The sequence below is a fragment of the Kribbella orskensis genome (genome assembly GCF_004342085.1).
GTDB classification, from domain to species: Bacteria; Actinomycetota; Actinomycetes; order Propionibacteriales; family Kribbellaceae; genus Kribbella; species Kribbella orskensis.
On the sequence record NZ_SLWM01000025.1, the window covers coordinates 13,221 to 30,379 of the forward strand.

Annotated in this window: 16 protein-coding genes; 5 read left to right on the top strand and 11 right to left on the bottom strand. The window is 68.9% G+C overall.

Going from position 1 to position 17,159, the window contains the following annotated elements:
• Positions 1-22 precede the first annotated feature (22 nt).
• Positions 23-955: a 2-hydroxyacid dehydrogenase gene (locus tag EV644_RS37395; protein ID WP_132195361.1), complete on the bottom strand. Its 933-nt coding sequence runs from the start codon at positions 953-955 to the stop codon at positions 23-25.
• A gap of 197 nt (positions 956-1,152) precedes the next feature.
• Here EV644_RS37395 and EV644_RS37400 point away from each other — a divergent pair, with 197 nt between their 5' ends.
• The 3 genes from EV644_RS37400 to EV644_RS37410 all read left to right on the top strand — a co-directional run bounded on the left by EV644_RS37400 (position 1,153) and on the right by EV644_RS37410 (position 5,179).
• Entirely contained in the window at positions 1,153-2,532 is a 1,380-nt protein-coding gene (locus EV644_RS37400) for an FAD-binding oxidoreductase (protein ID WP_241999315.1), read from the top strand.
• Positions 2,529-3,818, top strand: coding sequence for an SAM-dependent methyltransferase (locus EV644_RS37405; protein WP_132195359.1), 1,290 nt, complete (start codon positions 2,529-2,531; stop codon positions 3,816-3,818). Before EV644_RS37400 ends, EV644_RS37405 begins: the two co-directional genes overlap by 4 nt.
• A 203-nt stretch (positions 3,819-4,021) precedes the next feature.
• Positions 4,022-5,179: a PQQ-dependent sugar dehydrogenase gene (locus tag EV644_RS37410; RefSeq protein WP_132195397.1), complete on the top strand. Its 1,158-nt coding sequence runs from the start codon at positions 4,022-4,024 to the stop codon at positions 5,177-5,179.
• Positions 5,180-5,230: 51 nt separating this feature from the next.
• Here the strand turns inward: EV644_RS37410 and gatB are convergent, their stop codons facing one another.
• From gatB to gatC, 3 genes are read right to left on the bottom strand one after another with little or no spacing between them, the layout of a single operon-like run.
• Positions 5,231-6,733, bottom strand: coding sequence for an Asp-tRNA(Asn)/Glu-tRNA(Gln) amidotransferase subunit GatB (gatB, locus tag EV644_RS37415; RefSeq protein ID WP_132195357.1), 1,503 nt, complete (start codon positions 6,731-6,733; stop codon positions 5,231-5,233).
• Positions 6,730-8,235 (bottom strand): Asp-tRNA(Asn)/Glu-tRNA(Gln) amidotransferase subunit GatA, encoded by a 1,506-nt coding sequence (gene gatA / locus EV644_RS37420; protein WP_132195355.1) that lies wholly within the window; start codon positions 8,233-8,235, stop codon positions 6,730-6,732. Before gatA ends, gatB begins: the two co-directional genes overlap by 4 nt.
• The gene (gene gatC / locus EV644_RS37425) at positions 8,235-8,534 is read right to left on the bottom strand and encodes an Asp-tRNA(Asn)/Glu-tRNA(Gln) amidotransferase subunit GatC (protein ID WP_132195353.1); all 300 of its coding nucleotides are present in this window, start codon (positions 8,532-8,534) and stop codon (positions 8,235-8,237) included. Before gatC ends, gatA begins: the two co-directional genes overlap by 1 nt.
• A 227-nt stretch (positions 8,535-8,761) precedes the next feature.
• Between gatC and EV644_RS37430 the strand changes: the two genes are divergently transcribed.
• A complete protein-coding gene (locus EV644_RS37430; protein WP_132195351.1) occupies positions 8,762-9,406 on the top strand; it encodes an ACT domain-containing protein in 645 nt (214 codons plus the stop codon).
• Between the two features lie 67 nt (positions 9,407-9,473).
• Here the strand turns inward: EV644_RS37430 and EV644_RS37435 are convergent, their stop codons facing one another.
• Together EV644_RS37435 and EV644_RS37440 are read right to left on the bottom strand one after the other, a co-directional pair.
• Positions 9,474-9,692 carry a hypothetical protein gene (locus EV644_RS37435; protein ID WP_132195349.1) on the bottom strand — a complete coding sequence of 73 codons (219 nt, stop codon included), beginning with the start codon at positions 9,690-9,692 and terminating at the stop codon, positions 9,474-9,476.
• Positions 9,693-9,729: 37 nt separating this feature from the next.
• Positions 9,730-10,755 (bottom strand): PT domain-containing protein, encoded by a 1,026-nt coding sequence (locus EV644_RS37440; RefSeq protein WP_241999313.1) that lies wholly within the window; start codon positions 10,753-10,755, stop codon positions 9,730-9,732.
• Between the two features lie 81 nt (positions 10,756-10,836).
• Here EV644_RS37440 and EV644_RS46840 point away from each other — a divergent pair, with 81 nt between their 5' ends.
• Positions 10,837-11,223: a hypothetical protein gene (locus tag EV644_RS46840; protein WP_241999312.1), complete on the top strand. Its 387-nt coding sequence runs from the start codon at positions 10,837-10,839 to the stop codon at positions 11,221-11,223.
• 56 nt (positions 11,224-11,279) lie between these two features.
• Here EV644_RS46840 and ligA read toward each other — a convergent pair whose 3' ends face one another.
• The 5 genes from ligA to EV644_RS37465 all read right to left on the bottom strand — a co-directional run bounded on the left by ligA (position 11,280) and on the right by EV644_RS37465 (position 17,049).
• Complete coding sequence (ligA, locus tag EV644_RS37445; protein WP_132195345.1) at positions 11,280-13,409, bottom strand: NAD-dependent DNA ligase LigA; 2,130 nt, start codon at positions 13,407-13,409, stop codon at positions 11,280-11,282.
• A gap of 96 nt (positions 13,410-13,505) precedes the next feature.
• Positions 13,506-14,513, bottom strand: coding sequence for a uroporphyrinogen decarboxylase/cobalamine-independent methonine synthase family protein (locus tag EV644_RS37450; protein ID WP_132195343.1), 1,008 nt, complete (start codon positions 14,511-14,513; stop codon positions 13,506-13,508).
• Positions 14,510-14,746: a DUF1272 domain-containing protein gene (locus tag EV644_RS37455; protein ID WP_132195395.1), complete on the bottom strand. Its 237-nt coding sequence runs from the start codon at positions 14,744-14,746 to the stop codon at positions 14,510-14,512. Before EV644_RS37455 ends, EV644_RS37450 begins: the two co-directional genes overlap by 4 nt.
• Positions 14,747-14,758: 12 nt before the next feature.
• Complete coding sequence (mnmA, locus tag EV644_RS37460) at positions 14,759-15,847, bottom strand: tRNA 2-thiouridine(34) synthase MnmA (protein WP_132195341.1); 1,089 nt, start codon at positions 15,845-15,847, stop codon at positions 14,759-14,761.
• On the bottom strand, positions 15,847-17,049 hold the full coding sequence (locus EV644_RS37465; protein WP_132195339.1) for a cysteine desulfurase family protein: 1,203 nt from the start codon (positions 17,047-17,049) through the stop codon (positions 15,847-15,849). The genes mnmA and EV644_RS37465 overlap by 1 nt, the downstream gene beginning before the upstream one ends.
• Positions 17,050-17,159 lie beyond the last annotated feature (110 nt).

Below are 17,159 nucleotides of genomic sequence, written 5' to 3' on the forward strand. Positions count from 1 at the left end.
AGATGGTTTGACGCGCATGGTTTCAACGCGGCGGCCCCGCCACGATGTTGATCAGTGGTTCACCCTTGGCATAGCGCTCCAGCTGGGCGCGGACCAGCCTCGCCACCCGCGGCTCGAAGGCCGTCGAGGCGCCGCCGCGGTGCGGGTTGATCAGCACGTTCGGAGCAGCCCACAGCGGATGCCCGGCGGGCAGCGGCTCGGGATCCGTCACGTCCAGCGCCGCGTGGATCCGCTCGGTGGTCAGTTCGGCGAGCAACGCATCGGTGTCCACGACGACTCCGCGCGCGACGTTGACGAGCAGCGCGCCGTCCTTGAGCTGGGCGAGGAACTTCGCGTCGACCATCCCGCGTGTCTCGTCGGTCGCCGGCGTCAGCAGCACGACGACGTCGGCGCGCGGCAGCAACGTCGGCAGGTCGGTGGTGGGGTGAACGCCGTCCCGCGCCCGCCGCGCCACCCGGATCACGTCGCACTCGAACCCGTCGAGCCGTCGCTCCAGCGCCTCCCCGATCGACCCGTAGCCGAGGATCAGCACGGTCCGGTCGGCGAGCGAGTCGTCGAGCTCCTGGTACGACGAGGGCCACTCGCCGCGCTGCTGGTTCTTCACCGCGCGCGGCAGCCGCCGGTACGTCGCCAGGATCAGCCCGACCGCCAACTCCGCGGTGGACGCATCGTGGACGCCACGGGCATTGCACAAGGTGACCCCCTCGCGCAGGTGCGGCAGCAGGTTCTCGAACCCGGCCGTCTGGGTCTGCACGACCTTGAGCGCGGGCATGTCCCGGATGACCTCGACGACGTCGGACGAGCCCATGTAGCTGGGCACGTAGAACTCGACCGAGTCCAGCGAGTCCGGCCGGTCACCACCCACGTAGTACTCCGGGTCGAACCCTGCCGGCAGACCACCGAGGAAGCTGTCCGGGTCCTGCCACGGCAGCCACGTCTTCACCACGTCAACCATGATCGGCAACCTACTCGCACCTCCGGACAGATTTCGAGCCGCTCTCCCGGTACGTCGGAGCCGGTGCCGGCCGCTCGACATCCGGTCGGCAGAAATCTTTTCGCGGCGTAGAACCACTGGACCGGGTGGTCCTAAAGCGGGCTCGAAGGTGGTGAGAAATCCGTGCCGAGGCCGGATTCTCGGAGTACGTTGGATCGGTGCCTACGACATCGGATCTGGCCTCGACTCTCGATCACGATCAGGCGGTAGGACGGTTGCGAGAGTCCTATCAGCGCATCCCCGCCGGTGCACCGGTCCGGCTGGCGAAGCGCAGCTCCAACCTGTTCCGGCCCCGGACCCAGGTGGACACTCCGGGGCTCGATGTCTCAGGGCTCACCGGGGTGATCAGCGTCGATCCGGCCGGTCGCACGGCCGACGTCCAGGGCATGTGTACGTATGAGGACCTGGTCGCGGCGACCCTCCCGCACGGGTTGATGCCGATGGTCGTGCCCCAGCTGCGCACGATCACACTCGGCGGCGCGGTCACCGGACTGGGGATCGAGTCGTCGTCGTTCCGGGCCGGCCTGCCGCACGAGTCCGTGCTCGAGCTGGACATCCTGACCGGCGCCGGCGAGATCGTCACCGCCCGCCCGGACGGCGAGCACGCCGACCTCTTCCGGACCTTCCCGAACTCCTACGGCTCGCTCGGCTACGCGACCCGGCTGCGGATCGAGCTCGACCGGATCTCGCCGTATGTCGCGCTGCGGCACGTGCGGCTCGGCCTGGACGAGCTCGGCCCGGCGATCGAGTCGATCGTTGCCGACAGCACCTACGAGGGCGAGCCGGTGCACTTCGTCGACGGGGTCGCGTTCAGCCCGGACGAGGCCTATCTGACGTTGGGCCGCAACAGCGACGCCGCAGTACCGACGAGTGACTACACGGGGCAGCAGATCTTCTACCGGTCGATCCAGCAACGATCGACCGACTTCCTCACCGCGAACGACTACCTGTGGCGGTGGGACACCGACTGGTTCTGGTGCTCGCAGGCCTTCGGCGCGCAGAACCCTTATGTACGGCGGATCTGGCCGCGGCGGCTGCGGCGCAGCGACGTCTACCACAAGATCATCGGGTTCGAGAACCGCCATCAGGTTGCCGCGCGCATCAATCGCCGCAAGGGCAACCCGGACCGCGAGCGGGTCGTCCAGGACGTGGAGATCCCGGCGTCGAGGCTGGCCGGGTTCCTGCGCTGGTTCGACGCCGAGGTGGGGATGCGGCCGGTCTGGCTCTGCCCGCTGCGGCTGCGCGGGGCCACCGCCTGGCCCTTGTATCCGCTGAAACCGGACGAGACCTACGTCAACGTGGGCTTCTGGGGCACGGTCGCGATCGCCCCGGGCGCCGCCGACGGCGACGTGAACCGCCGGATCGAGGCCGCCGTCGCCGACTTCGACGGGCACAAGTCGCTGTACTCCGACGCTTACTACGACCGAGACACCTTCGACCAGCTGTACAACGTCCCGGCCCTCACCGAGGTGAAAGAACGGTACGACCCCGACGCCCGGCTCACCGGGCTCTACGAAAAGGCGGTGACGCGCCGATGACCGCAACGATCACGACGCAGGTTTCCATCGCAGGTGCGCTCACAGCGGTGGCACCTGTCGGTCTTCCCTTCCGGTTCACCGCGTACGACGGCAGCGCGACCGGGCCCGAGGACTCCCCGATCCACATGCACCTCGCGACCGAGCGAGGGCTGTCGTACATCCTGACCGCGCCGGGTGACCTCGGCCTGGTCCGGGCCTACGTGCAAGGAGATCTGGAGATCGAGGGCGTCCACCCGGGCAACCCGTACGACCTGATGAAGATGATGCTCAACCAGGTCCATTTCGAGCGGCCCACGCCTGCGGAGGCCCTGCGGATCGTCCGCGGCCTCGGCTGGAACCACCTCAAGCCGCCTCCCCCGCCGCCCCAGGAACACCTGCCGCGCTGGCGCCGTACCTTCGAGGGTCTCCGGCATTCCCGCAGCCGCGACAAGGCCGCGATCCACCACCACTACGACGTGTCGAACACCTTCTACGAGCACATCCTCGGTCCGTCGATGACGTACACGTGCGCGGTGTTCCCCACCGAGGACGCGTCGCTGGAGGAAGCGCAGTACGAGAAGTACGACCTGGTCGCCCGCAAGCTGGACCTCAAGCCGGGGCAACGCCTGCTCGACGTCGGCTGCGGCTGGGGCGGCATGGTCCGCCACGCCGCCCGCGAGTACGGCGTCAAGGCGCTGGGCGTGACGCTCTCCGCGGCGCAAGCGGAGTGGGCCCAGGAAGCGATCAAACGCGAGGGTCTGGAGGACCTGGCGGAGGTCCGCTTCTCCGACTACCGCGACGTCTCGGAGTACGACTTCGACGCGATCAGCTCCATCGGCCTCACCGAACACATCGGCGTCCGCAACTACCCGTCGTACTTCGGCTTCCTGCTCGACCACCTACGCCCCGGCGGCCGGCTCCTCAACCACACCATCACCCGCCCGGACAACCGCTACCGCTCCACGGGTGCCTTCATCGACCGCTACATCTTCCCCGACGGCGAACTCATCGGCTCCGGCCGCATCATCGCCGAAGCCCAGGACGCCGGCTTCGAAGTCCGCCATGAAGAAAACCTCCGCGAGCACTACGCCATGACCCTGACCGGCTGGTCCGAAAACCTCGAGTCCAACTGGGACGCCGCAGTCACACAAGTCGGCTACCCTACCGCCAAGGTCTGGGGCCTCTACCTAGCCGCCTGCCGCGTCGGCTTCGAACGCAACACCACCCAACTACACCAAATCCTGGCCGTAAAGCTGGACGCCAACGCCAACGCCCACTTCCCCCTCCGCCCCACCTGGGGCAGCTGACCCACAACCAGAAGGCAGGAAGGTCAGACGACCTTCCTGCCTTCTGTCTGTTCATCGCACCCCTCCTGCGGAGAACTTCGGCGCTGGTGGCGGTGTAGTAGGTGGTGGGGGTTATCGCGCTGTGCTGGCGTAACGGTGGGGACGGGTGGAGCGTTGGAGGGGGCAGTACGTTGGGGGGCAGGTTCGGCTGTGGCGAGGAGATGATGGTGCTTAGGGCAAAGGTCGGGTCTGCCGGACTGGTGGCGGTTGCGTTGTTGGCCGGATGTTCGGACGGCGGTGGGGATGCTCAGCCGTCTGTGTCTACCTCCAGTCCGACCACCACGAGTACTACGTCTGCACCAAGTAGTTCTGTGCCTAGTAGTCCTGCTACGACCACTAGTGCGCCGGCGGGGCCGGTGAAGCTGGCGGTGGCTGGGGATGTGGCTACTGGGATTGAGATACCTTGGGGGTTGGCGTTTCTGCCTGACAAGAGTGCGCTGGTGGCGGAGCGGGACTCGGGGAAGATCAAGCGGGTTCAGGGCAGCAGCGTCAGCGACGTCGGGACGGTGCCTGGGGTGGATCCGTCGTCTGAGGGTGGGTTGCTGGGGCTTGCGGTGGATCCGCAGTATCCGCAGCGGCCTTACGTGTATGCCTACTACAGCAGCGGCGATGACAACCGGATCGCCAGGCTGACCTACAGCAACAACCGGATCAGCAGCCCTCAGGTGATTCTCGACGGGATCCCGGCGGCGGCGATCCACAACGGAGGCCGACTCAGGTTCGGGCCGGATGGGTTCCTGTACGCCGGGACGGGTGACGGGGCGGATCGGCCGAACTCGCAGGACGACAACTCGCTCGGGGGCAAGATTCTGCGGATCACCACAGACGGCAAGCCGGCGCCCGGCAATCCCGGGAACAGGCTCTGGTTCTCCAAGGGCCACCGCAACGTGCAAGGACTCGCGTTCGATGGGAACCAGTTGTACGCCGCGGAGTTCGGGCAGAACACCTGGGACGAGCTGAACGCGATCACCGCGGGGGCGAACTACGGATGGCCCGGCGCCGAGGGGATCAGCAAGATCGACGGGCTGGTGGATCCGATCGCGCAGTGGAAGACGAGCGACGCGTCGCCTTCCGGCATTGCCTTTGCCCAGGGCCACATCTTCATGGCGAGCCTCAGGGGTGAACGCCTCTGGGCGATCCCCGTTGCCGGTGGCAAGCGAACGGGTGAACCGGTCGCGTTCTTCACCGGAAAGTACGGCCGGCTTCGTACGGTCGAGGCGGCTCCGGACGGATCACTGTGGCTGACCACGTCCAACACTGACGGCCGCGGCGACCCCAAGGACGGCGACGACCGGATCCTCCGAGTCACGATCAGCAGATAGACCGCCGGGTCCGGCACCAAGAAGGCGGCCGGACCCAGCGGAGTGTCGGAACTAGATCCCGAGCTTGGAGTTGACCAGCTCGCGGACCTTGGCGGCGTCGGCCTGGCCGCGCATGTCCTTCATCACCGCGCCGATCAGCGCACCGGCCGCGGCGGGCTTGCCCGACTGGACCTTCTCCACCACGTCCGGGTTCGCCGCGATCGCCCGGTCGACGGCCTCGCTCAGCGCGGAGTCGTCGGACACCAGCGCAAGACCGCGCGCCTCGATGATCTCGGCCGGCGTGCCCTCGCCCTTCACCAGGCCGTCGAAGACCTGACGCGCGAGCTTGTCGTTCAGCGCACCTTCGTCGACGAGCTTCTGTACCTCGGCGACCTCTTCCGGACCGACGCCGAGATCGCCGAGCTCCTTGACGCTCTCGTTCGCCGCGCGGGCCAGCTCACCCAGCCACCACTTCTTGGCGGCCGAGGCGTCCACCCCGAGCTCGACGGTCTTCACGATCAGCTCGAGCGCACCGCCATTGATGACGTCGCGCATCTCCAGATCGGTGAAGCCCCACTCGGTCTGCAGCCGCGCCCGGCGGACCGGCGGGGCCTCGGGCAACGTCGCGCGGATCTCCTCGACCCACTCGCGAGCCGGCGCGACCGGGACCAGGTCGGGCTCCGGGAAGTACCGGTAGTCCTCGGCGTCCGACTTCTCCCGGCCCGAGGTGGTGATGCCGGTGTCCTCGTGCCAGTGCCGCGTCTCCTGCACGATCTTGCCGCCGGTCGACAGGATCGCCGCCTGCCGGGTGATCTCGTAGGTGATCGCGCGCTCGACCGACCGGAACGAGTTCACGTTCTTCGTCTCGGTCCGCGTGCCCAGCGCCGAAGAACCGTGCGGCTTCAGCGACACGTTCGCGTCGCACCGCAGCGACCCCTGGTCCATCCGTACGTCGGAGACGTCCAGCGCGAGCAGCAGATCCCGCAGCATGCTGACGTAGGCCTTGGCGACAGCCGCGGCCTTCGCCGGCGGCACCTCGATCGTCTTGGTGACGATCTCGATCAGCGGGATACCGGCCCGGTTGTAGTCCACCAGGGAGTGCGAGGCGCCGTGGATCCGGCCGGTCGCGCCACCGACGTGAGTGGACTTGCCGGTGTCCTCCTCCATGTGGGCGCGCTCGATCTCGATCCGGTACGTCTCCCCGTCGACCACTACCTCGGTCCACCCGTTGAAGGCGATCGGCTCGTCGTACTGCGAGGTCTGGAAGTTCTTCGGCATGTCCGGGTAGAAGTAGTTCTTCCGGGCGAACCGGCACCACTCGGCGATCTCGCAGTTCAGCGCGAGGCCGATCTTGATGGCGGACTCGACGGCGCGTGCGTTCACCACCGGCAGCGCGCCGGGCAGGCCGAGGCAGACCGGGCAGGTCTGGGTGTTCGGCGGCGCGCCGAACTCGGTCGGGCAACCGCAGAACATCTTCGACCTGGTGTTCAGCTCGACGTGGACCTCGAGACCCATCACCGGGTCGTACTGCGCCAGCGCCTCGTCGATGGGCAGCACATCGGCAACAACAGTCATCGGGTGACCTCCAGCTCCGGAGCCTTCGACATCAGGACGCCGCCCCACTGGTCGGCCAGGGCGCTCTCCAGCGCGGCCCCCACCTGGTACAGCAGGTCGTCGCGCATCACCGGGGCCATCACGTGGAAGCCGACCGGCATGCCGTCCTCGTCGGCCAGGCCGACCGGGAACGACGCCGCCGCGTTGCCCGCCAGGTTCGACGGGATGGTGCAGAGGTCGTTCTTGTACATGGCGATCGGGTCGTTAACCCGGTCGCCGATCGCGAACGCCGTGGTCGGCGTCGCGGGCGAGACGAGCACGTCGACCTGCTCGTAGGCCCGAGCGAAGTCCCGCGCGATCAGCGTGCGGACCTTCTGCGCCTGGCCGTAGTACGCGTCGTAGTACCCGCTGGACAGGGCGTGTGTGCCGAGCATGATCCGGCGCTTGACCTCGTCGCCGAACCCCGCCTCACGGGTCAGGCTCATCACCTTCTCCGCGTCGTTCTCGCCGTCGTCGCCGACCCGCAGGCCGAACCGCATCGCGTCGAACTTGGCCAGGTTGGACGAAGCCTCGCTCGGCAGGATCAGGTAGTACGCGGGCAGCGCGTACTGGAAGTGCGGGCAGGACACCTCGACCACCTCGGCGCCGAGCTTGGTGAGCAGCTCGACCGCATCGTGGAAGCGCGCCTCGACGCCGGGCTGGTACCCCTCGCCGCCGAGCTCCTTCACCACGCCGATCCGCATCCCGGTCACGTCGCCGTTCCGCGCCGCGGCGACCACCGGCGGCACGTCCTGCTTGATCGAGGTGGAGTCCATCGGGTCCCAGCCGGCGATCGCCTCGTGCAGCAGGGCCGCGTCGAGGGTGGTCCGCGCGCACGGGCCCGGGGTGTCCAGGCTGCTCGCCAGCGCGATCAACCCGTACCGCGACGTCCCGCCGTACGTCGGCTTGATGCCGACCGTGCCGGTGAAAGCGGCGGGCTGGCGGATCGAGCCGCCGGTGTCGGTCCCGATCGCCAGCGGCGCCTGGTACGCCGAGATCGCGGCCGAGGAACCACCGCCGGAACCACCGGGGATCCGGTTCAGGTCCCAGGGGTTGTGTGTCGTGCCGTACGCCGAGTTCTCCGTCGACGAGCCCATCGCGAACTCGTCCATGTTCGTCTTGCCGAGGATGACGATGCCGGCCGCCCGCAACCGCTTCACCACGGTCGAGTCGTACGGCGGCTTCCAGCCCTCGAGGATCTTCGAGCCGGCGGTGGTCGGCACACCCTCCTGGGTGAGCACGTCCTTCAGCGCCAGCGGTACGCCGGCCAGCGGGCCGAGCTCCTCCCCCGCGGCCCGGCGCGAGTCGACGTCGGCCGCCTGCGCCAGCGCACCCTCGGTGTCCACGTGCAGGAACGCGTGTACTGCGGTATCCGTGCCGGCGATCCGGTCCAGGTGCGCCTGGGTGATCTCCACCGAGCTGGTCTCGCCGGTGCTCATCAGGTCCGCGAGCTCGACCGCGGTCTTACGGGTCAGGTCAGACATCACGCCTCCTCGCTCAGGATCCGCGGCACCCGGAAACGCTGCTCCTCCGCGGCCGGCGCGCCGGACAGCGCCTGCTCCGGCGTCAGGCACGGAACGTTCACGTCCTCGCGCATCACGTTGCTCAGCGGCAACGCGTGCGAGGTCGGCGGGATGTCCTCGGCGGCCACGTCGCTGACCTGCGCGACCAGGCCGATGATCTGGTCGAGCTGCGGTGCGAGGTGGTCGAGCTCGTCGTCGGAGAGCTCGATCCGCGCCAGTCGCGCGAGGTGCGCGACCTCTTCGCGGGTAATCGATGGCATGAAGGGATCCAATGGTCAACAGCGAGTTACTGAGGTGCGTCGGAAGCGACTCACACCTGCGGACCGGCCCATCCTAGTAGGCCGGTGTGACACCTGTGTTGCCGATTCCCCGGGGCCGAAAATGATGACCAGCTGAGAGCCCCGGGCGTGTCAGTTTGTTCCGCTCTGTAACATGGTCCGCGACAGGGCGTAACGTGCGCGGTATTCGGGTGGGAGATGATCGTTCGGTGTTCCTGCTGCGATTGATCATCCCCGATCGGCCCGGTTCGCTGGGCACCGTGGCGACGGCTCTCGGCGAGGTGAACGCCGACATCCACGCGATCGAGATCGTGGAGCACCGGCGCGAGAACGGCACCGCCGTCGACGACATCGTGGTCGACCTGCCGCAAGGCGTCCTGCCCGACCGGCTCGTCTCCGCCTGCAACAGCGTGCCCGACGTCGAAGTGATCTGGTTCTCCCGGTACGGCGCCGGCGGCGGGCTCCACATGGACCTCGAAGCCGTCGAGCAGATGACCTCTGTTCCGGCCGAGGCGGTCGACATCCTGGTCGAGCAGGCCCCCGCAGTACTGCACGCGGACTGGGCCGCGTTGCTGGACGGAACCGGCAGCGAGATCAAGGTCGCGCTGGAGACGAGCGCCACGCCTGAGTTCGGCCAGTTGGTCGACCAGTGGCTGCCGTTGGAGAAGGCGACCACGCTGGTCGCTCCGGACCACAAGGGTCTGGCCGAGTCGGTCCTGGTCGCGGCGCCGCTGGAGTCGAACCGGCGGGTGCTGGTGATCGGCCGCCGCGGCGGTCCCGAGTTCCTCGGGTCCGAGGTCGCTCGCCTCAGCTACCTGGCCAGCCTCGCGGTCACCATCCGCGCCACTGCCTAGAGCACACCGCATCCAGACAGCGAAAGTGGGGCCTCCTGATTCAGGAGGCCCCACTTTCGTGTGACGTCTAGTTCAGCTGGAAGTAGGCGAGGGTCCAGAGCCCCGCAATGATCAGCAGGATGACGAAACCGACCAGGGCGACCATCACGATCGCCTGGACGTTGCTGCCGTCGCGTTCCGGCAGGTCGAACTGGGTCGGCCCCCAAGGGCCGCCCCCGTCCACCCGCTGGAGCGACTCGGGCGGCGGCTTGACCACCGCCCGGCGCTCCCGCCGATCGCGCTTCATCTCACCTCAGGCTTCGTCGCGGCCCTGAGACCGCGGCTCACACGTAGAACGACTCGTAACGGATGGAGATCGTCTGCGACCGGTAGCTGTCGTCGTTGTTGCCGGTGATCTCTACCCGCCACCCGGACACATAAGAAGCGTACGACTTGCCGTCGTTGTGTGCCTCGACGTACGCCTTCAGCGCCGCCGCGTCCGGTCCCTGGACCGCCGCGAACCCGTCGGCGATGACCGCCGGGATGGCCGCCTTCACGTCGGCCGGCTCACCCGAGGCGCGCATCTCGAAGGACCGGATGCCGCCGCTGGTGCCGCCGTACCCGTAGATGCTCTGCGAGCCGTACTTGCCGACCGTCTTGCGACAGGACGACGTGCAGGTGTACTGCTTCGGCTTCAGCGCCGCGTACATCTGCGCCTCGGTGGTGGTGAACTGCTTGCGGGGCAGGTCGTACGAGTCGGAGCCGGACCTGCCGCCGGACAGCTGCAGGTCGTCACCGTTGTTGCGGAGCTGGAACTCGCCCCAGGTGCTGCCGATCTTGCCGGTCTTCTGGCCGGTCTTCACGGCGTCCTGGATCTTGACCACCTCGCTGCCGCCGAAGGTGTCGTTGCCGATCGCCTGCAGCGCCGCGTCGAAGGTGACCTTGGCGTTGTTGATGTTGTCCGAGTCCTCGGACCGCAGCAGCACGCCGATGATGGCGCCGTCCGGCTGGAACTGGAAGATCGCCTCGGCCGAGGTCGCGTCCTTGTACTTGAAGCAGCCGCGGTGCGCACCCTGCGCGCCGTTGAACAGGTCGCTGCACTGGTACCCGTCGGCCTGCAACTTGTCGGTCGCGGACTTCGCCTGACCGGTCGCGTTGCCGAGCTCGCCACCGGCCGGAGTGGACGGTTCACCGCTCGGCTCACCCGACGGCTCGCCGGACGGCTCCGTGGAGGGGTCGCCCGTCGGCTGCGTCGTGGTCGTCGGGTTCGAGATGGGCTCGTCGTCACCGCCGAGCGCCTTGACGCCCAGGAAGATCAGCAGACCGACCAGAACCAGCGCGATCAGACCACCACCGACGAACAGCGGCATCTTGTCCTTGGGAAGACCACCCTTGTTCGGGCCGCCTGGTCCACCGGTCTGCCAGGGCTGCTGACCGCCGCCCTGCTGCTGGTGCTGCCAGCCCTGCTGCTGTCCCTGTCCCCAGGGCTGCTGCGGGTACCCACCGGGCTGCTGACCACCGGGGCGCTGGCCCCAACCACCCTGCCCTGGCTGCTGCCCCTGCCCTGGCTGCTGGCCCTGGCCCGGGTGCTGAGGCTGCTGGCCCCATCCGCCACCTTGCTGCGGAGGTTGGCCCTGGCCCGGCTGGACCGGCGGTTGACCGGGCTGCTGGCCGCCGGGGCGCTGGCCCCAGCCACCGCCACCCTGGCCCGGCTGCTGTCCCCAGCCACCTTGCCCTGGCTGTCCCCCTTGCCCGCCCTGCTGGCCCCCCGGCTGCCCAGGACCCCACGGCCCTTGTGGCGGCGTCGTCATATGCGCTCCTTAGAAACCCACGTGTAGAAGGTGCAAACTAACAGTCCGACGGCTCAGTACCCGCGCCGGATCCCACCTGTCAGCTATGCATCTTCAGGCGCGGGGTTCGTCGCCAGCGCAGCGGCCGCGTCGGGTCCTTCTTCCAACAGGGCTTGGAATCCAGTCGAGTCCAGAATCGGTACGCCGAGCTGGACGGCCTTGTCGTACTTGGAGCCCGGCGAGTCGCCGACCACCACGAACGACGTCTTCTTCGACACCGAGCTCGCCACCTTGCCACCGCGCGACACGATCGCCTCGGTCGCCTCGTCGCGGCTGAATCCCTCGACCGTGCCGGTGACCACGATCGACAGCCCGGTCAGCGTCTGCGCGACGCTCGGGCCGGTCCGCTCCTGGCGCAACTGCACGCCGGCGGCCTTCCACTTGTCCACGATCGCCTGGTGCCAGTCGATCTCGAACCACTCGATCACCGCGTGCGCGATGGTCGGGCCGACCCCCTCGATCTGGGACAGCTCCTCCTCCGAGGCGGCCCGGATCGCGTCGATGTCGTCGTACGCCGCGGCCAGCGCGGCCGCCGCGGTCGGGCCGACGTGGCGGATCGACAGCGCGACGAGCCCGCGGGACAGCGGCTGGGTCTTCGCCTGCTCGAGGTTCGCGACCAGCTTCTGCGCGTTGGCCGACAGTGTCCCGGCCTTGGTGGTGAAGAAGGAACTGCTGGCCAGGTCTTCGTCGGTCAGCGCGAACAGGTCGCCCTCGTCGGCGATCAGCCCGCTGCTGATCAACGCGTCCGCGGCCTTGAAGCCGAGCACCTCGATGTCGAACGCGGACCGCCCGGCCAGATGGAAGAGCCGCTCGCGCAACTGCGCCGGGCAGGACCGGGAGTTGGGGCAGCGGATGTCGATGTCCCCCTCCTTCATCGGCCGCAGCTCGGTCCCGCAGGACGGACATTCGGTCGGCATCACCCAGGGCGCGGCGTCGTCCGGGCGCAGCTCGATCACCGGGCCGAGGATCTCCGGGATAACGTCGCCCGCCTTGCGCAGTACGACGGTGTCGCCCGGGTAGACGCCCTTGCGCTCGACCTCCTTGGCGTTGTGGAGGGTGGCGAACTCCACCGTCGAGCCGGCCACCCGGACCGGTTCCATCACGCCGTACGGGGTCACGCGGCCGGTGCGGCCGACGTTGACCTCGATGGCGAGGAGCTTGGTGGTGACCTCCTCCGGCGGGTACTTGTACGCGATCGCCCAGCGCGGGGCACTCGAGGTGGAGCCGAGCGCGCGCTGCAGGTCGACCTCGTCCACCTTGACCACGACGCCGTCGATCTCGTGGTCCACCGAGTGCCGGTTCTCGCCGTAGTACGCGATGAACTCGTTCACCTCGTCGAGCGTGCCGACCCGGCGGGCGCGATCGCTGACCGGCAGCCCCCACGCCTTCAGCTGCTCGTACGCCGAGGACAACCGGCTGACGTGATACCCCTCCACCCGACCGAGACCGTGTACCACGAAGCGGAGCGGGCGGGTCGCGGAGACCCGGGGGTCCTTCTGCCGCAGGGATCCGGCGGCGCCGTTGCGCGGGTTGGAGAAGGGGTCCTTGCCGGCCTCGACGAGTTGCGCGTTCAGGTCGGCGAAGTCCTCGACCCGGAAGAACACCTCGCCGCGAACCTCGAGGAAGGTCGGCAGGTCGTCGCCTTCCAGCTGGTTCGGGATGCTCTTGATGGTCCGGACGTTCAGCGTGACGTCCTCACCGGTCCGGCCGTCGCCGCGGGTGGCGCCGGTGACCAGCCGGCCGTTCTCGTAGACCAGGTCGAGGGCGAGCCCGTCGACCTTGAGCTCACAGAGGAAGCCGCTGTCGTCGATCTGCTTGACGGTGACCTCGCGCTCCAGCCGCTTCGCCCAGGCCTCCATCTGCTCGGCGGAGAACGCGTTCGCCAGGCTCTCCATCCGGGTCGGGTGGTCGACCGCGGTGAACAGCGTCGAGATCGGGATGCCGACCTTCTGCGTCGGGGAGTCCGGGGTGCGGAGCTCCGGGTACTCCTCCTCGATCCGCTGCAGCTCGTGCATCAGCTCGTCGAAGTCGGCGTCGGAGATGGTCGAGGCCGCCATGTAGTAGCGGAACCGGTGCTCCTCGATCTCCCGGCTCAGCTCGGCATGCCGCTCGCGCACCTTCGGCGACGGGGCGGGCTGGTCAGCGGCAGTGGTGTCGGGAATCTCCGTACTCATGAGCAAAACCTACCGCCGCCCACCGACGATTCCCGGTACTTCGCTTGCGTCCGAAGTACTGCGGACCCGTCTCCGCAGTTCTTCGGACGCAAGGAGTTATGACTGTGCGGTTTCGGCGAGGAACTCGGCGGCGGGACGGAGTACCTGCAGGCGGGACCTGGCGTCAGCGGGTGACGGGGCTGCGGCGAGGCCGCAGGCGGGGGTGAGGACGACGTCTGCGAGTGAGGGGGTCGAGAGGCCGATCTCGGACCAACGGCGGGTCAGAGGCTCGGCGGCCCGCTCAGGGTGAGGGATCTCGCCCGTAGTGGGGACGACGCCTGCGTAGAGGGTGACATCGGCTTCTACAGCGAAGGCGATCTGCTCCCAGGCTGCCTCCGTCAGCAGCGCGAGGTCTACGGCGATCCCATCGGCTCCGGCCTTCCGGAACACCTCGATAGGCGGCCGTGCCGCACAGCAGTGCACCAGCGTGATTGCAGGAGCTACTGCCTCGACCACCCGGCTCAGGAGGTCCACGGCCCCCGGACCATCGACAGAGCGGTGCTTGCTCCACCCACTGGCCGTCGGAACAGCCCCAGCCAGTACTGCGGGCAACGCGGGCTCATCGAGCTGTACGACGAGCTCAGCGCCGGGGACTCGTCGGCGGACCTCTGCGACGTGTTCTTGGAGGCCATACGCCAGGGTCTCCGCAAGGTCGCGTCGGGCGCCGTGGTCGGCCAGGACCTTGTCGCCGCGCGGCAGTTCCACCGTCGCGGCGAGCGTCCACGGCCCGGTGACCTGAAGCTTCAACGGGCCGGCGTAGCCGTCTGCCAGCTCCTCGAGGACGTCCAGGTCCTGCAGCAGGAGGGACCGAGCCCGGCGCTGGTCCAAGCTCGCGCGGGGATCATTGCCGCCGGTCAGGCGCCACCCGGCCGGCTGGAGGTCTAGGGCCAGCTGGGTGAGGAGACCCGCCGCCCGGCTCACCATGTCGCCGTACGGGCGGGCGGGGAGCTCGGGGAGGAAAGGGATGCTGACGACGTCCAGGACGACGCTGACCCACTTGCGCATGTCCTCGCCGGGCAGCGATCCCATTCCGGTGGTCGCCGCTGGGCCAAAAGGACTGCTCACGGGTGGTTCCTGTTCCGCTGGAGGTACCGGGTCACCCGGCCGGGCGTCCTGGTGGCGATCGCGGCCGCGCCGGTGGTGCGCCTCGGCCGCCGTACGAGTTCACCGCCGCAGTTCGGGCAGACGGCGTCCATGGCGTCGGAGCAGGCCGAACAGAAGGTGCACTCGTAGCTGCAGATCACCGCGTCGTCCGTCGGGCCGAGCTTGGTCGCGCAGCGCTCGCAGGTGTCCTTCATGCGGAGCACGGGTCAGACCTTCTGGGTTGCGCGCTCGACCGTGTCGATGGTGGCTGAGCCGATCACGCGCGTGCCGTCGTACAGGACGACCGCCTGGCCGGGGGCGACCGCGTCCGCGGGCTCATCGAACTCGACGAAGACCTTGCCGTCCTCGAGGCGCGCGGTGACCGCGATCTCCTCGCCGTGCGCGCGCAGCTGGGCCTTGGCCTGGATGGTCTCGGTCGGGGCCGGGCCGCACCAGCGTGGGCTGGACGCCGTCAGCCGCTCGACCGCCAGCTCCGCGCGGGACCCGACCGTGACGGTCCGCTCCACCGGGGAGATGTCGAGGACGAAGCGCGGCTTGCCGTCGGCGGCCGGAGTACCGATCTTCAGGCCCTTGCGCTGGCCGACGGTGAAGCCGTGGGTGCCCTTGTGCTCGCCGAGCTTGTTGCCCTGGGCGTCGACGATGTCCCCCGGCGCCTCGCCCAGCTGCTCGCCGAGGAAGCCCGCGGTGTTGCCGTCGGCAATGAAGCAGATGTCGTGGCTGTCCGGCTTGGCCGCCACCGCGAGGCCGCGGCGCTCGGCCTCAGCACGGATCTCGGTCTTGGGGGTGTCGCCGAGCGGGAAGAACGCGTGCTTCAGCTGCGCTTGCGTGAGCACGCCGAGTACGTACGACTGGTCCTTGGCCGGGTCCACCGCGCGGTGCAGCTCGCGACCGGTCGGGGTCTCCACGATCTGCGCGTAGTGCCCGGTCGCGACCGCGTCGAAGTCCAGCGCCAGGGCGCGCTCGAGCACCGCGCTGAACTTGACCTTCTCGTTGCACCGCAGGCACGGGTTCGGCGTCCGGCCGGCCGCGTACTCCGCGACGAAGTCCTCGACCACGTCCGCGTGGAAGCGCTCGGCCAGGTCCCAGATGTAGAAGGGGATGCCGATCACGTCGGCGGCGCGGCGCGCGTCCCGGGAGTCCTCGATCGTGCAGCAGCCGCGGGCGCCACTGCGGTACGACTGCGGGTTCCGGCTCAGGGCGAGGTGGACGCCGACCACGTCGTGTCCGGCCTCGGCCATCCGCGCGGCCGCGACGGCGGAGTCGACCCCGCCGGACATGGCTGCGAGTACCCGCATCAGTTATTCCTTCCCACGTTCTGCAATCCCGCGGACATCGCCCGCTCGACGACCGGCCCGATCGCGTCCAGTACTGCGTCCACGTCGGCCCGGGCGGACGTGTGCCCCAGGGTGAACCGGAGCGACCCGCGCGCCCGCTGGTCGTCGTACCCCATCGCCAGCAGCACGTGGCTCGGCTCGGCCACGCCGGCGTTGCACGCGGACCCGGTGGAGACCTCGATGCCGCGCGCGTCCAGCAGGAGCAGCAGCGAGTCGCCCTCGCAGTCCTTGAACGACAAGTGTGCGTTAGCGGGCAAACGGCCGACCGGGTCGCCGGACAGCTTCGCGCCCGGCACGGTGGTGGTGATGCCCTCGATCAGGTGGTCGCGGAGCTCGATCAGCCGGCGCGCCTCGTCGGCCTGGTGCTTGACCGCGTGCTCGACCGCGACCGCGAACCCGGCGGTCGCCGGGGTGTCGAGGGTGCCGGACCGTACGTCGCGCTCCTGGCCGCCGCCGTGCACGATCGGCACCAGCTTGGTCTCCTTGCGGACCACCAGCGCGCCGATCCCGTACGGACCGCCGACCTTGTGGGCGGAGATCGTCATCGCGTCGACGCCGAGGTCGGCGAAGTCCACCGGCACCTGCCCGACGGCTTGGACGGCGTCGGTGTGCACGGGGATCTCGTACGCCTTGGCTAGCGCGGCGATCTCCTTGATCGGCTGGAGGGTGCCGACCTCGTTGTTGGCCATCATCAGCGTGACGAACGACACAGAGTCCGGGTCCTGCTCGATCGCCCGCCGGACGTCCTCCGGGTGCACCCGGCCGAGGTCGTCGACCGGCAACCACTCGATCTCGGCGCCCTCGTGCTGCGCGAGCCAGACGGCGGGATCCAGTACGGCGTGGTGCTCGATGCCGCTGAGCAGGATCCGGCGGCGGCGCGGGTCGTCCTTCAGCCGGGCCCACCACAGGCCCTTCAGCGCCAGGTTGTCCGCCTCGGTGCCGCCGGAGGTGAACACCACCTCGCTGGGCTGGGCGTTCAGCGCCTCGGCGATCGTCTCCCGCGACTCCTCGACCGTACGCCGCGCCGCCCGGCCGGAACCGTGCAGGGAAGAGGCGTTGCCGGTGCGTCCGAGATGGGAGGCCATCGCCTCGATCGCCGCGGGCAGCATCGGAGTCGTCGCGGCGTGGTCGAGGTAGACCGTGCGACGAGCGGGAGGAGTCATAACACCCTCAAGGGTAAGTCCGCCCCTGATGTTCCCGCCCCGCCGCCCCGGTCGGCGGACCTCCAGCCCATCAATGGCAGCCGCCTCCGCACTCGCCGAGCGCGCCCCCA

What these genes read in the sequence shown, in the direction of transcription:
- gatA (WP_132195355.1), bottom strand. Translation starts at nt 8,235, where the DNA reads ATGTCTGACCTGACCCGTAAGACCGCGGTCGAGCTCGCGGACCTGATG.
- EV644_RS37455 (WP_132195395.1), bottom strand. Translation starts at nt 14,746, where the DNA reads ATGAAGGACACCTGCGAGCGCTGCGCGACCAAGCTCGGCCCGACGGAC.
- EV644_RS37410 (WP_132195397.1), top strand. Translation starts at nt 4,022, where the DNA reads ATGGTGCTTAGGGCAAAGGTCGGGTCTGCCGGACTGGTGGCGGTTGCG.
- gatC (WP_132195353.1), bottom strand. Translation starts at nt 8,534, where the DNA reads ATGCCATCGATTACCCGCGAAGAGGTCGCGCACCTCGCGCGACTGGCG.
- gatB (WP_132195357.1), bottom strand. Translation starts at nt 6,733, where the DNA reads ATGACTGTTGTTGCCGATGTGCTGCCCATCGACGAGGCGCTGGCGCAG.
- mnmA (WP_132195341.1), bottom strand. Translation starts at nt 15,847, where the DNA reads ATGCGGGTACTCGCAGCCATGTCCGGCGGGGTCGACTCCGCCGTCGCG.
- EV644_RS37465 (WP_132195339.1), bottom strand. Translation starts at nt 17,049, where the DNA reads ATGACTCCTCCCGCTCGTCGCACGGTCTACCTCGACCACGCCGCGACG.
- EV644_RS37395 (WP_132195361.1), bottom strand. Translation starts at nt 955, where the DNA reads ATGGTTGACGTGGTGAAGACGTGGCTGCCGTGGCAGGACCCGGACAGC.
- EV644_RS37440 (WP_241999313.1), bottom strand. Translation starts at nt 10,755, where the DNA reads ATGCCGCTGTTCGTCGGTGGTGGTCTGATCGCGCTGGTTCTGGTCGGT.
- EV644_RS37435 (WP_132195349.1), bottom strand. Translation starts at nt 9,692, where the DNA reads ATGAAGCGCGATCGGCGGGAGCGCCGGGCGGTGGTCAAGCCGCCGCCC.
- EV644_RS37405 (WP_132195359.1), top strand. Translation starts at nt 2,529, where the DNA reads ATGACCGCAACGATCACGACGCAGGTTTCCATCGCAGGTGCGCTCACA.
- ligA (WP_132195345.1), bottom strand. Translation starts at nt 13,409, where the DNA reads ATGAGTACGGAGATTCCCGACACCACTGCCGCTGACCAGCCCGCCCCG.